We start from the raw sequence: 12,960 nt of genomic DNA, 5'->3' as shown, positions 1-12,960 counted from the left end.
TTCCGCCGCGCGGAGATCGAGGCCTTCGTCGCCGACTGGTATCACAAACTCGATATTCACGCCCCGGCCGACCGCTTGGTCGCGCTGGTGGACGAACGGGTTGAGATGCAATTTCCGGAGGGGACCGTCCGGGGCGCGGAGCAATTCCGCGCTTGGTACGAAGGTGTGATCCGGCTTTTTTTCGACGAACTGCACACCGTCACCCGCGTCGGCATCGACTGGCGAGACGATCGCTGCTTGGTCGACGTGGTGGTCAACTGGCAAGCCCGGCGCTGGCGGCCGCCCGCGCCGCGCAGCGAGTGGATCGGCTTCGACGCCTACCAGCGCTGGGAAATGGTTCCCGCGCCGAGCAATAACAGTCGATGGGTGGTTTCCCGTTACACCGTCGACGAACTCCGGCCGATGCCGGGGTCGCCGCCGCTGTGACCGCACTCGCCCCAACCGCCAATTACTTTCATACAACCCATTGAAATTTTAGCAAAAGAGAGGACTACCCCATGGCAGACACCCATCCCAATATCGCGCTGGTGCAACGCATGTACGAGTGCTTCAACCGCAACGACATGGCGACGATCCGCAACGAGATTTTCGCGCCGGATCTGGTCTGGAACCTGCCCGGCCGCCACCCGCTGTCGGGCACCAAGAACGGTGCGGAGGAAGTACTAGCGTTTTTCGCCCAGTTGGTGCGGGCCAACATCCAGGTCACCCTCGACCCCCAGCGCGACCCCAGCACCGGCGTCGATACCTTCGGCGACGACACGGTGGTGGAAGTCCATCGCGGCCAAGGCACCACCACGGTGCGCGACGCTGGCGGCAACGAATCGCAAGTGACCCTCAACGCCCTCAACTGCACCCATTACCGCATTCAAAACGGCCGGATCGCGCGGGTGCAGGTGTACATCAGCGACCAGCACGCGGTGGATAACTTCTTCAACACCGTCTACCAGCTCAGGCCGATCCCCGACCGGCTGGCGGCTTAGGAGATTCTCATGGCCATCATCACCGCCGAACACGTCGCCGCCGCCTACGCGGCGCTCGCCACCGGCCAACGCAGCCAAATCGCCGAACTGTGGGGCGAGGATTTGCGCTGGCTGGTCCCCGGCCACAACCCACTCTCCGGCTGGAAGAACAATCTAGACGAGTTCATTCAGTTTATGGGCACGGTCGGCCGGCTGTCGGACAACAGCTTCCGCATGGCCTCGGTCGCGGTCATGACCGCCGACAACTTCTCGGCGGACGTGACCCGCAACACCGGTTACCGCGCCGGCCAGCCGGAGCGCCAGCTCGATATCGACGTGATCCATTGGCTGACTTGGCGCGACGGCAAGGTGGTCGAGGGCCGGGGCGCGATCTTCGGCGACGGCACGGCCCAGTACGACGAATTCTGGACCTGAGACCGGGAGCAACCGCCATGCCCATCGTCAGCGTCAAGGTCATCGAAAACTTCTTCACCGACGAACAGAAAACCGCGCTGGTCAAGGATCTGACCGACGCCTTCTGCAAGGCCACCATGGAAGCGGCCCGGCCCTACGTTTACGTGATGGTCGAGGAGGTCAAGCAAGGCCAATGGGGGCTGGCTGGCCGGCCGTTGCCGGACCCCGATTTCCTGATCAACGACTTCGTACCGATCATCGAGGACGCCGCCGACGAATTCGTCAAGGCGTACAACGTGCCGCGCCGACGGCCGCGCGGACCTTCAGCCTAATCGCCCTTTTGCCGGACTTCGCCTGATACAGGAGCACGCTTTATGAGCACCCGCGATGTGATCGACCGCTATTACGAAACCGCCCGGCGCGGCGCTTGGGACGAGTGGCTGACGCTGTTCTCCGAGGACGTGACCGGCGACGAGCAACTGGCCGGTCATTTCGAAGGCATCGGCGTACTGCAAGGCGCGATCGGGGCCATCAGCTACGGCTACCGCAAGTTCCAGATGCTGCCGCTGGAGATCGTGGTGGACGGTGAGCGGGCCGTGGTGATCTGGCGCTGCGACGCCGCCAACCGGGCCGGCACCCCCATCGCCTACAACTACCTGCCGGATCGCGAGGTGGTGGGCGCGAATTACTTCCGCCTCGAAAACGGCAAGATCAAGTACCTGCGCACCATCCACGACGAAACGGCGTTCGCGCCCTTCAACCACCCCACCAACCCCAAAGCGCCGCCGGGTTGAGGACACGTCCCATGAGTGCTTACGACTTCGTTATCGTCGGTGCGGGATCGGCCGGTTCGGTGCTGGCCAACCGGCTGAGCGAAGACCCGAACGTCCGGGTGCTGGTCCTGGAAGCCGGCCGTTCCGACATCCCGACCGAAATCGAAAATCGGATTCAAGTTCCGGCCGCGTGGCCGACCCTGCTCGGCTCCGAAGTCGATTGGGGCTACCGCAGCGTGCCGCAACCGGGCCTTGACGGCCGGGAAGTGTACGAGCCGCGCGGCAAGCTGCCCGGCGGCACCAGCAACCTGTACGTGCTGATGCACATCCGCGGCCACGCCTCCGATTTCGACGGCTGGGCGGCGCAAGGCTGCGCCGGTTGGGACTACCGCAGCGTGCTGCCCTACTTCCAAAAACTGGAAGATCAAGAAGATGAAACCGGCCCCTGGACCGGCAAGGGCGGCCCGATCTCGCTGTTGAACGCCGGACTGCACGAACCGAATCCGACCTCGGCGGCCTTCATCGCCGCCTGTCGGGAATTGGGTTATCCGGCCACGGACGATTTCAACGGCCCCCAAATGGAAGGCACCGGCTGGCATCACGTCAACATCCGCGACGGCAAGCGCTGTAGTTCGCGGGAAGGTTATTTATTTCCCGCCCTGGCGCGGCCGAACGTCACCTTGAGCGCCAACGCCCAAGCGACCCGGCTACTGTTCGAGGGAGCGCGCTGCGTCGGGGTCGAGTACAGCCAAAACGGCCAATTGCAGAGCGCGTGGGCGGAGCGGGAAGTGCTGGTCTGCGCCGGGGCGATCGAATCGCCCAAGCTGTTGCTGCTGTCTGGCATCGGCGACCCGGAGCAGTTGCGCCGGTTCGATATTCCGGTCGTGGCGGCCTTGCCGGGAGTCGGCGAGAACTTTCACAACCACATTCTGACCGGTCTGATCCAGACCACCGCGCGGCCGGTGCCGCCGCCCCATCTCAATCTGTCGGAAGCGGCGCTGTTCTACAAATCCGATCCCAGCCAAAGCGGGCCGGACATCCAGATCGCGTTCGTGCATGTGCCGTTCGACATCCTCATCGGCCAACAAAACCCCAACGCGGTCAGTATCTTGCCCGGTGTGGTGCGGCCGACTTCGCGCGGTTGGGTGCGGCTGGCGAGCGCCGATCCCTTGGCCAAACCGCTGGTCAATCCCAACTACCTCGGCACCGAGGACGACACCCGGCGCTTGGTGGGCGCAGTGAAACGCTCGCGCGAGATTTTCGCCACCCGCGCTTTTTCCGAGTGGGTGACCGGCGAGGTGCTGCCAGGGCCGAGCGTCAGCAGCGACGCGCAACTGCGCGAGTTCGTGCGGCGGCGGGCCGACTCGTACCACCATCAAGCCGGCTCTTGCAAGATGGGGGCGGACGACCGGGCGGTGGTGGACCCCAGCCTGCGCGTGCGCGGCTTGGAAGGGCTGCGGGTGGCCGACGCCAGCGTGATGCCGGCGGTGCCGTCCGGCAACTGTCACGCCGGCATTCTGATGATCGCCGAAAAATGCGCCGACTTGATCAAGGCCGGACCGTAGGAGACGCTCTCATGCAATTTCACCACCTTTCCCTGAACTGCAACGATCAACTCGCCATCGAGCGCTTCTACAGCCAGCATTTCGGCTTCCACCGCGCCCGCGTCATCGACCTGCCAGACGGCCGCCAGATCGTGTTTCTGAGCGACGGCGACATCTATCTGGAGCTGTTTCCAGCCCAAGGCGCGCGGCCCGCGTCGCTGGATGCGAATAACGAGGGACTGCTTTATCCCGGCGTGCGCAATTTCTCGTTTCAGGTGGACGATGTGGAGGCCCAGCTCGCGGCGATGGGCAATGACGCGAGGATCACCTTCGGGCCGCTCAGTTTCGACGCCTTCATCCCCGGCTGGCGCAGCGTGTGGCTGTCCGATCCCGAAGGCAACATCGTGCAGGTGACCCAAGGCTTCACCGATCAGGACCACCCGCCCCCGCCGCCGGCTTGAGCGGATTTCGGGCGCGTTAGCGAGCGGAAGGCTGAGAGGGAGATTTTCATGGCATTGATTCCCGTGCGGTTCGAGTATCTGACCGGATTGCGGCCCGCGTTGTTCGACAACGCCCGACTGTCGGGCAATTGGGACGCGCGAGGCTTGCGGTCGGAAACCTGGAGTTCGACGCCGATGGAGGCGTTCACCGCCGAGGACGGCTGCCCCGCGTTCCGAGCCACGGTGCGATTGGACGACAGCCAGCTCGGCCAAAGTTTCCGCTGGGGCGTGACGGCGGATGCGCCGCAGCGCGCCGACGCCTGGGCCATTCCCACCGAAGTCAGCGACGCGGGCGCGACCGAGCGTCACCGCCTCTTTACCCTGCGCGCCGCCGGCCAAGCCGAACGCTATTACCTGACTCACTGCCGCCGGCTGGGCGCGAACAAGCTGTCCGTCGCCGGTCAACCCGCGCCGGCGATCCGTTTCGCGGTGTGGGCTCCGAACGCGCGCAACGTGGAACTGGTGCGCGGCGAACCGGCGGGCGGTTACATCTGGAACGATGGGCGCGGCGTCACGGCGACTTTGCCGATGCACCGCGCCGAGGATGGCGTGTGGACGACGCAGGTCGGCGATGCGCCCGAACTGACGAGCTTCGCCGCTTTCGATCATACCCTTTACCTGTTCCGCATCACCCGCGAAGACGGTTCGGTCGCTTATCGCACCGACCTTTATTCCCGCTGCCAAATCGGCAGCGGCGGCAAGAATCCTGACGCCCCCGCACCCGGCGCAGCGCCGTGGAACGGCACTCGGCAAGACTTGGACGGCACGAAAAGCTGCTCGGTGGTGGTCGATCCCGACCGGATCGTGCGGCCGTTTCGCCAACTGGACGCCGGCGGCAATCCGGTCTGGCCGGAAACCGATTGGGTGGATGAGGCAGCGTTTTGGCGGGATGAGTTCGATCCGAACCGACCGTTGCCGACCCGCATCGACGATCTGGTGATTTACGAACTGCACGTCGACGGGCTGGGCGCGGGGCAAGTGCCGCGCGGCACCTTGGCCGAAGCCATCGCGCTGCTCGATTATCTGGTCGATCTCGGCGTGAACTGCGTCGAGTTGATGCCGACTTCCGAGTTCGAGGGCTGGACTAACTGGGGCTACGGCACCTCACATTTTCTGGCCATCGAATACGCCGGCGGCGGCCGCGATCAATTCAAGCATTTCGTGCGCGAATGCCACCGGCGCGGCATCGCCGTGCTGCTGGACGTGGTGTACAACCACTACACCCACGACGGCGAGCGCGCCGAGTGGGCTTACGATTCCACCGCGCCCGAACGCAATATCTACTACTGGTATCAAGGGCGGCCCGACGATTATCCCGCCTACGAGGCGGCGGCGCGGCGCGACCCGCAACAGACGCCCGCCGGCCACGGCGGTTACATCGACAATATGTCAACGGGCTACGCGCCGCGCTACTGGGAAGAAACCGTGCGCAAGCTGTTTATCAGCAGCGCGGCCATGCTGGTGAGCGAATTTCACCTCGACGGCTTCCGGGTCGATCAGACCACCTCGATCCACTCCTACGCGGTCTTGCACGCCAACGGCGCGCCCGCCGACGCCGCGCGGGCCTTCGGCGCGAAATTCCTGCGCGAGTGGACGCGGACGCTCAAGCTGATCAAGCCGAACGTGTTGCTGACCGCCGAGGATCATTCTGGCTGGACGGCGGTCACCCAATCGAGCGAACAAAACGGCCTCGGCTTCGACGCCACTTGGTACGCGGATTTTTATCACCACCTGATCGGCGACGCCCAGAACGACGCCAGCCGCGCCCGGCTGCTCAAATTCGCCGGCTACGGCGACGACCGGCCGCTCGCGATGAACGCATTCGCCGGCGCGCTGGCGGACAGCGCCACCGCCAAGGTGGTCTATCACGAATCGCACGACGAAGCCGGCAATTCCTATTACGAGGAAGGCGGCCAACGCGTTTATTCGGCGCGAACCTTGGTGGTCGCGGTCAACGGCGCGTCGCTCGGCAACGCCGAGACCCGGCGCTACGCCGAAGCCCGCGCCCGCGTCGCCGCCGCCCTGACGCTGCTGGGGCCGGGCGTTCCGATGTTTTTCATGGGCGAGGAAGTCGGCGCGACCGAACCGTATCGCTACGGCGATTTCATCAACCACCGGGAGAACTTTCCGGCGCTGCGTCAAGGGGCGGGTGCGAACCTGTTTCGCTTCTATCAAGAACTGATCCGCTTGCGGCTCGCCCGCCCCGCCTTGCGCTCGCGCAATATCGAGGTGCTTTACACCCACGACGCCAACCGCGTGCTGGCCTTCCGGCGCTGGAATGACAACGAAGATTTGCTGGTGATCGCCAGCTTCAACAACCGTTTCTTTGTCGACGGCTATCAGATCGACAGCGCGCGGATCGGCAACGGCCCATGGCGGGAGATTTTCAACAGCGACGCGGCCGGTTACGGCGGCGGGAACTTGCTCAACACCGGCGCGATCACTCGCAACGGCGGCGGCTTCGCCGCCCGCCTGCCGGCTAACAGCGTGCTGGTGTTCCAGCGGCAGTGATTTTTCTCGCAACCGGCGCACAGTCCGGTCGAGCGACAACCGAGGTGGATCATGACTCAAACCAATCTGTTGGAACAGAACAAGCGCATCGTGCGCCGCGCCATCGAGGAAGGCTGGAATCCGGCCAACCTCGCGGTCATCGACGAACTGTACGCCGCCGACTTCCTGTTTCATCAGGAAAGCGGCGAGGCCGCGCGCGGTCTGGAGGCTTTCAAGACCTGGATCGCCACGATTCACGGCGCGTTCCCGGACATTCGCTACCAGATCGAGGCGATGCACGCCGAAGGCGATAGAGTCGCCACCCGCTACACCGTGCGGGGCACGCACACCGGCGATTTCCGGGGCCTGCCGCCGACCGGCCGGTCTTTCAACCTGAGCGGGCATCTCATTCACCGCGTCGCCGACGGCAAAAAGACCGAAGGCTGGGGGATTTGGGACACCTTGGGCTTGATGATCCAACTCGGCGTCATCCCGCCGGTTCGGCTGGGCGGCCCGCCGCCCGTCGATACCGCCGCCAACATCGCCGCCACCCGTCGCCTGTTCGACGCCTTGAGCAGCCGCGATCCCTCGGTGTTACCCGCCGCCATCGACGACTTGATGGTCCCCGAATTCGTCACCCACGGCGATGCCCTGTTCCCGCTGGTCTACGGCCGCGACGCGCTGCGCCAGGCGATTCCCCGCTTCAAGGCCGCCTTCCCCGACGCCACCGCGACCGTCCAACAGATTTTCGCCGAAGGGAACAAAGTCGTGGTGCACGTCCGGGTCAACGGCACCCAGGAAGGCGACTGGATGGGCGCGCCCGCCACCCGCCAGCCGATGAGCTGGACGGCCAGTTCCATCATCCGCTTCAACAGCGCCGGCCAGATGGCGGAGCGCTGGGTGATCGAGGATGAATTGGGCGTGATGCAGCAGCTCGGCCGGGTCTCGCGTTTTTCGGGTCAAGCGGGCTGACGCCTTCACCCATCGACATCAGGAGCACAGCAATGGCAACGGTTGAAGACAGAAACAAGGCCAGCATCAGGCGCTTCTACGACGAAATTATCAACCAAGGCAAGGTCGCCGTCGTCGATGAACTGATGGAGCCGAATTTCGTGCATTACGGCGAGACCCTGTTTCCGCGCATCGAAGGCAGCGCGGCGATCAAAGCCGGGGTACAGGGCGTGATCAACGGCTATCCCGACGGCCATACCACCGTGGAAGACCTGGTGGCCGAAGGCGATACGGTGGTGTGTCTGCTGTCCTGGCGCGGCACCCATCGAGGCCCGTTCATGGGCGTTCCCCCGACCGGCAAGGTTTCGACCTGGCGGGGCATTTCCACTTACCGCTTCAACGCGGCGGGAAAAATCATCGAACGCTGGGCCAACATGGATGTGATGGGACAATTGCGCGATCTCGGCATGATTTCAGAAATCCCTTTAGGGTAATCGGGGTACCGATCCATGATTATGGACCAGAACGCCTTAACGAAAGACAGCGCTACAACCGGTTGGAATAAAAAATCCGACCATTCGCAGCACCATTACCAACCATCGACGTGGTGGCAGTGGTTGTTGGTGTATCCCACCGTCATTATTGCCGTGATCGGCGCGATTCCAACTTTTGTCGAGCTTTACAAATCGTGGGATCGAAACATTCCTTTCGGCATGAGCCGCATGGCTTCCGAGGAAAACAAACTCTGGAAGAAAAACTTCGAATGCAGTAAGGGCGAATTTCTCAGCGTCAAGAATGAGTTAAATATCGAAGTGGGCACCATCATCTGCCGTTCCGGCGATGTGCTATTGCGCATACAGACGCCCGGTCAGACCTCCATTTACCGGTGGGTCGGCTTGGAATCGCTCACTTCCGAGAAAATGGCCGTTGCTAATTTTTTCATCAGTTCCGCCCATGCCGCCCGCGCGGGCGCGGATTTGAACCCGATCCTTTTGGCTCAGGCCAATTCCACCGTTTTATGCCAACGCTGGGTCAATTCTTGGAAATTACTCAGGCGTATTTCCATTCAAGGCCAAGGTTGTTTTGACGAAATCGTCAATACCTATAACGGTCGGATCGAACAACGCAACAGCGCGACCTGCAATCAGAAATGCTAATCCAACAATCGATTCCCCGCGCATTTGACTCGGTTCGCCATTGTCCACGCTCCAAAGTTCACAGGAGAGCACGCCATGTCAGAAACCAATAAAGCCCTCGTCCGCCGTTTTTACGCGGAAGTGATGAGTCAAGGTCAGGTCGAGGTCTTGGACGAGATCATGGCCGCCGATTTCCGGGATCATGGCGAAACCCTGTTCGGCAGCCCGCAAGGCCGCGAAACCTTGAAACAAGGCATCACCCGATCGCGCGGCGTCTTGGGCAATCTGAACGTGCAACTGCACGATGTCATCGCCGACGGCGAGATGGTCGGCGTGCGCGGCACCATGCGTTGCATCCACCAAGGAGAATTCCTGGGCGTCGCCCCCAGCGGCAACGAATTGAGCTGGAACGGCGTGGCGCTATTTCGGGTGGTGGACGGAAAAATCACCGAGCGCTGGTTCAATTCGGACAGCTTGAATATCGCGCAGCAGCTTGGCTTGGTGACTCCGCTCGTATCTTAACCGAGCCATTCTAAGAGGAAATGGCCATGAACCAGCAAGCCATTGATCTTTTGCAAGATTCTTGGAAAAAGGTCGAACGCATCGCGCCTCAGGCGGCGGCGTTCTTCTATCAAAATCTATTCTCCGCCGACCCAAGCCTCAAACCTTTATTCAAGGGAGATATGGCAGATCAAGGAAAAAAACTCATGCAAATGATAGGAATGGCCATAAGCACTTTCAACGATCAGGAAACGCTGGTTCCCGCCCTTCAAAACTTGGCCAAGCGTCATGTTGGATATGGCGTTCGAGAGTCGCAATACGCAACGGTTGGAGACGCATTACTCAAAACGCTCGGTCAAGGTTTGGGCGGGGATTTCACGCCATCGGTCAAGCAGGCTTGGGCAGATGCGTATGGCCTCATGGCGGCCGTCATGATCGCCGCCGCTCAATCATGATCCCGCAATAAGTTTACTCCGTTCCATGCGAGCGTAGAGGCACGGGCAATGATGGATGAAGCGTTGGCGAATCTCGATAAGATCGAGCACATCGTGGTGCTCATGATGGAAAACCGTTCCTTCGACCATCTGTTGGGCTACCTATCGCTTGAAGGCGGTAGAACCGATATGGATGGCCTGACCGGCGATATGTTCAACCGATCCCAAAACGGTACCGTTCATCGCATCCATCATCTGAATCATACGGTCTTTGAACTGGACCCCTGTCACGCGGGCAGTTGCGTGGACGAGCAGATTTCCGACAACAACGGCGGATTCGTTTTGAATTTCGAACGGATGTGCCAACCCGCCGATCCCGGCGCGATCATGGGCTATTACAACGCCGCCGATTTGCCCATTTACGACCATCTGGCGAGGGAATTCGCGATCTGCGACCGCTGGTTTAGCTCGGTGCCGGGGCAAACCTGGCCCAACCGGCTGTATGCGGTGACCGGCGGTAGCGACGGCAGCCGCGAAAACCGGCGAATCCCTTTTTATAACCGGCCCTCCTTCATCCGCCATTTGGACGCTCAAGACGTGTCCTGGCGCTGGTATTGCCACGATTTCGCCACCCTGCGGCTGGTCGATGGGCGCTATCGGCTGGGAAACACCGACAAATTCTTTTCCTTCGCGGAACACTCGATTTTTGAGACCGAGGATTTTCTCAGCCACGCGGCGGCGGGCGAGCTGGCCGCCGTGTCGTGGATCGATCCCAATTTCGCCGATTACGGCAATTTTCAGTATTCCAACGACGATCATGCGCCGGCGGACATTCGGATCGGACAAACCCTGATCAACCGACTTTATCAGGCCCTGCTCGAAAGTTCGGTTTGGAACAAGACGCTGCTCGTCGTCGTTTACGACGAGCACGGCGGCTTTTACGATCACGTCCCGCCGCCGGCGGCGGCCGACGACCATCCCCTCTTGCGCCGCTACGGCTGCCGCGTCCCGGCGCTGATCGTTTCACCTTGGACGCGGCGGGGAAGCGTGGCCCACACGGTGTTCGATCACACCTCCATCATCAAAACCGTTCTGCTTCGGTTCTGCCGCCGACCGGACGGAACGATTCCCGACATGGGCGCAAGGGTCGCCGCCGCAAACCACCTCGGCGGCTTGTTGGTCGAACCGGCTCCACGACCCGCTCCGCCGCAAACTGACCTGCTGGCCTTGAGCGAGCGAGTGGCCTCCCAACGCGCTGCGGCGAGCGTGGCGGCGCGGGCTTCGCCAGCAACGCTCGACCCCAACGAATTCCAGCGCGGGCTGCTGGCGTGCCAGCGCGAGTTGCTCGCGCGACAGCCGTATTCGTCACCACCCATCGAATCGATTTCCGTCAAATCTGGCCAATGATGTCCGCGCGCTTAAGACGCTCGGACAATTTGCAATTCCTGTTCGGATAAAACAGCGAGGAGAGAAATCATGAAAATCGGCATTCTCGGCACCGGCAACGTGGGTCAAGCCCTCGGACTCGGCTTCGCGGCTCTCGGCCACGAGGTCAAAATGGGATCGCGAGACCCCCATCAAGAAAAAATCAAGAATTGGGTCAATCAAGCAGGCTCGAAAGCCTCCTCCGGCACCTTCGAGCAAGCCGCCGCCTTTAGCGAGTTGGCGGTGCTGTGCACGGTTTGGAGCGGCGCGGAGAACGCCATCAAGTTGGCTGGCCCGGATAATCTGGCCGGTAAAATCGTGATCGATACCATCAATCCGCTCGATTTCTCCGACGGTATCCCGCCAAAACTCGCCATCGGCCACACCGAATCCGCCGGCGAGCACATCCAGCGCTGGCTGTCCTATTCACGGGTGGTCAAGGCCTTCAACATCGTCGGCAGCCCGCACATGTTCAAACCGGACTTTCCCGATGGTCCACCGGATATGTTCATTTGCGGCAACGACAATCAGGCCAAGGCCACCGTGACGGAAGTGCTGAAAAGCTTTGGCTGGTCGGTGGTCGATATCGGCGGCATCGACTGCGCCCGCTATCTCGAACCGATGGCGATGGTTTGGATCCGTCATTTCTTCCGCATCAATTCCGTCAATCACGCCTTCAAGCTGTTGCACAAAGCAGCGTGAAGGCCGCGGTTCCCGCGCTCGCCTTGCGCGAGCGGGAACCGTAACAAAGGAGTTCACGCCATGCGTTACAAACTCTTTGGCAATAGCGGCCTGCGGGTTTCGGAGTTGTGTCTTGGCGCCATGACCTTCGGCGAGGAATGGGGCTGGGGCGCGTCCAAGGACGAAAGCCGCCGGCTTTTTGAGGCGTTCGTGGCAGCGGGCGGCAACTTCATCGACACCGCCAACCATTACACCAACGGCACCAGCGAAAGCTATGTGGGCGAATTCATCGCCGCCGAGCGCGAGCGCTTCGTGCTCGCCACCAAATACACCCTGAACGGCCGCCCGGACGACCCCAACGGCGGCGGCAACCACCGCAAGAGCATGATGCAGGCGATCAACGCCAGCCTGAAGCGGCTCGGCACCGATTACATCGACCTGTATTGGTTGCACGCCTGGGATTTCATGACCCCGGTCGATGAGGTGATGCGCGCCTTCGATGATCTGGTGCGCTCCGGCAAGGTGCTCTACATCGGCATTTCGGACGCGCCGGCCTGGATCGTGTCCCGCGCCAACACCCTGGCGGAACTGCGCGGCTGGAGTCCCTTCGTCGGCCTGCAACTCCAGTACAGCCTGATCGAACGCACCCCCGAACGCGATTTGCTGCCGATGGCGCGGGCGCTGGATATCGCCGTCACCGCCTGGGGACCGCTGGGCGGGGGGCTGCTCACCGGCAAATACAATCCCGAGGCCGACAAAAGCGTCTCGACAGACGCGCGCTACACCGTCAGTCCCTGGGGTCAGGATTTGATGAGCGAGCGCAATCTCGACATCGCCGCCGCCGTGGTCGAGCTGGCCGAGGAAATCGACCGCACGCCTTCGCAAGTCGCCATCAACTGGATTCGACAGCAGCGGCGCGGGGTCATCATTCCGATTCTCGGCGCACGCAAGCTCTCGCAGCTTCAGGACAATCTGGCGGCGCTGGACTTCCTGCTGAGCGACGAACAGCTACGGCGATTGGATGCGGCCAGCGCCATCGCGCCCGGTTTCCCGCACGACTTCCTGACGCGGGAAGGCGTCCGGCAAGTCATTTACGGCAACACCTTGCCGTCCATCGACAACCACCGCGTCTGACAGCGGACGCGGATCGCC

Annotated in this window: 16 protein-coding genes; all 16 read left to right on the top strand. The window is 62.1% G+C overall.

The annotated features are described in order from the left end of the window. Positions 1-15 precede the first annotated feature (15 nt). The 16 genes from IPK09_16755 to IPK09_16680 all read left to right on the top strand — a co-directional run bounded on the left by IPK09_16755 (position 16) and on the right by IPK09_16680 (position 12,942). Positions 16-426, top strand: a complete 411-nt coding sequence (locus IPK09_16755; GenBank protein ID MBK7985248.1) for a nuclear transport factor 2 family protein — start codon at positions 16-18, stop codon at positions 424-426. Positions 427-497: 71 nt separating this feature from the next. Next, entirely contained in the window at positions 498-980 is a 483-nt protein-coding gene (locus IPK09_16750) for a nuclear transport factor 2 family protein (GenBank protein MBK7985247.1), read from the top strand. Positions 981-989: 9 nt separating this feature from the next. Beyond that, positions 990-1,394 carry a nuclear transport factor 2 family protein gene (locus IPK09_16745; GenBank protein ID MBK7985246.1) on the top strand — a complete coding sequence of 135 codons (405 nt, stop codon included), beginning with the start codon at positions 990-992 and terminating at the stop codon, positions 1,392-1,394. A gap of 17 nt (positions 1,395-1,411) precedes the next feature. Next, on the top strand, positions 1,412-1,705 hold the full coding sequence (locus IPK09_16740; protein ID MBK7985245.1) for a tautomerase family protein: 294 nt from the start codon (positions 1,412-1,414) through the stop codon (positions 1,703-1,705). A gap of 42 nt (positions 1,706-1,747) precedes the next feature. Next, on the top strand, positions 1,748-2,167 hold the full coding sequence (locus IPK09_16735; GenBank protein MBK7985244.1) for a nuclear transport factor 2 family protein: 420 nt from the start codon (positions 1,748-1,750) through the stop codon (positions 2,165-2,167). A gap of 11 nt (positions 2,168-2,178) precedes the next feature. After that, complete coding sequence (locus IPK09_16730) at positions 2,179-3,711, top strand: GMC family oxidoreductase N-terminal domain-containing protein (protein ID MBK7985243.1); 1,533 nt, start codon at positions 2,179-2,181, stop codon at positions 3,709-3,711. After that, positions 3,681-4,151, top strand: coding sequence for a VOC family protein (locus tag IPK09_16725; GenBank protein MBK7985242.1), 471 nt, complete (start codon positions 3,681-3,683; stop codon positions 4,149-4,151). The genes IPK09_16730 and IPK09_16725 overlap by 31 nt, the downstream gene beginning before the upstream one ends. 48 nt (positions 4,152-4,199) lie before the next feature. Next, on the top strand, positions 4,200-6,701 hold the full coding sequence (locus IPK09_16720) for an alpha amylase C-terminal domain-containing protein (GenBank protein ID MBK7985241.1): 2,502 nt from the start codon (positions 4,200-4,202) through the stop codon (positions 6,699-6,701). A 51-nt stretch (positions 6,702-6,752) separates the two neighbouring features. Then, positions 6,753-7,652: an ester cyclase gene (locus IPK09_16715; protein ID MBK7985240.1), complete on the top strand. Its 900-nt coding sequence runs from the start codon at positions 6,753-6,755 to the stop codon at positions 7,650-7,652. 32 nt (positions 7,653-7,684) lie between these two features. After that, entirely contained in the window at positions 7,685-8,125 is a 441-nt protein-coding gene (locus IPK09_16710; GenBank protein ID MBK7985239.1) for an ester cyclase, read from the top strand. A 15-nt stretch (positions 8,126-8,140) separates the two neighbouring features. Then, complete coding sequence (locus IPK09_16705) at positions 8,141-8,788, top strand: hypothetical protein (protein ID MBK7985238.1); 648 nt, start codon at positions 8,141-8,143, stop codon at positions 8,786-8,788. A gap of 75 nt (positions 8,789-8,863) precedes the next feature. Further along, positions 8,864-9,289: an ester cyclase gene (locus IPK09_16700; protein ID MBK7985237.1), complete on the top strand. Its 426-nt coding sequence runs from the start codon at positions 8,864-8,866 to the stop codon at positions 9,287-9,289. A gap of 26 nt (positions 9,290-9,315) precedes the next feature. Further along, positions 9,316-9,723, top strand: coding sequence for a hemin receptor (locus IPK09_16695; GenBank protein ID MBK7985236.1), 408 nt, complete (start codon positions 9,316-9,318; stop codon positions 9,721-9,723). A gap of 48 nt (positions 9,724-9,771) precedes the next feature. Further along, complete coding sequence (locus tag IPK09_16690) at positions 9,772-11,109, top strand: hypothetical protein (protein MBK7985235.1); 1,338 nt, start codon at positions 9,772-9,774, stop codon at positions 11,107-11,109. Between the two features lie 69 nt (positions 11,110-11,178). Then, positions 11,179-11,829: an NAD(P)-binding domain-containing protein gene (locus IPK09_16685; GenBank protein MBK7985234.1), complete on the top strand. Its 651-nt coding sequence runs from the start codon at positions 11,179-11,181 to the stop codon at positions 11,827-11,829. 60 nt (positions 11,830-11,889) lie between these two features. Further along, entirely contained in the window at positions 11,890-12,942 is a 1,053-nt protein-coding gene (locus IPK09_16680; protein ID MBK7985233.1) for an aldo/keto reductase, read from the top strand. Positions 12,943-12,960: the final 18 nt, after the last annotated feature.

The sequence above is a fragment of the Candidatus Competibacteraceae bacterium genome (assembly GCA_016713505.1).
GTDB lineage: Bacteria > Pseudomonadota > Gammaproteobacteria > Competibacterales > Competibacteraceae > Competibacter_A.
This window is presented reverse-complemented; position numbering and strand designations above follow the sequence as displayed.

Excerpts from the sequence above, each read along its gene's own strand:
- IPK09_16750 (MBK7985247.1), top strand. The coding sequence starts at position 498 with ATGGCAGACACCCATCCCAATATCGCGCTGGTGCAACGCATGTACGAG.
- IPK09_16745 (MBK7985246.1), top strand. The coding sequence starts at position 990 with ATGGCCATCATCACCGCCGAACACGTCGCCGCCGCCTACGCGGCGCTC.
- IPK09_16740 (MBK7985245.1), top strand. The coding sequence starts at position 1,412 with ATGCCCATCGTCAGCGTCAAGGTCATCGAAAACTTCTTCACCGACGAA.
- IPK09_16735 (MBK7985244.1), top strand. The coding sequence starts at position 1,748 with ATGAGCACCCGCGATGTGATCGACCGCTATTACGAAACCGCCCGGCGC.
- IPK09_16730 (MBK7985243.1), top strand. The coding sequence starts at position 2,179 with ATGAGTGCTTACGACTTCGTTATCGTCGGTGCGGGATCGGCCGGTTCG.
- IPK09_16725 (MBK7985242.1), top strand. The coding sequence starts at position 3,681 with ATGCGCCGACTTGATCAAGGCCGGACCGTAGGAGACGCTCTCATGCAA.
- IPK09_16720 (MBK7985241.1), top strand. The coding sequence starts at position 4,200 with ATGGCATTGATTCCCGTGCGGTTCGAGTATCTGACCGGATTGCGGCCC.
- IPK09_16715 (MBK7985240.1), top strand. The coding sequence starts at position 6,753 with ATGACTCAAACCAATCTGTTGGAACAGAACAAGCGCATCGTGCGCCGC.
- IPK09_16710 (MBK7985239.1), top strand. The coding sequence starts at position 7,685 with ATGGCAACGGTTGAAGACAGAAACAAGGCCAGCATCAGGCGCTTCTAC.
- IPK09_16705 (MBK7985238.1), top strand. The coding sequence starts at position 8,141 with ATGATTATGGACCAGAACGCCTTAACGAAAGACAGCGCTACAACCGGT.
- IPK09_16700 (MBK7985237.1), top strand. The coding sequence starts at position 8,864 with ATGTCAGAAACCAATAAAGCCCTCGTCCGCCGTTTTTACGCGGAAGTG.
- IPK09_16695 (MBK7985236.1), top strand. The coding sequence starts at position 9,316 with ATGAACCAGCAAGCCATTGATCTTTTGCAAGATTCTTGGAAAAAGGTC.
- IPK09_16690 (MBK7985235.1), top strand. The coding sequence starts at position 9,772 with ATGATGGATGAAGCGTTGGCGAATCTCGATAAGATCGAGCACATCGTG.
- IPK09_16685 (MBK7985234.1), top strand. The coding sequence starts at position 11,179 with ATGAAAATCGGCATTCTCGGCACCGGCAACGTGGGTCAAGCCCTCGGA.
- IPK09_16680 (MBK7985233.1), top strand. The coding sequence starts at position 11,890 with ATGCGTTACAAACTCTTTGGCAATAGCGGCCTGCGGGTTTCGGAGTTG.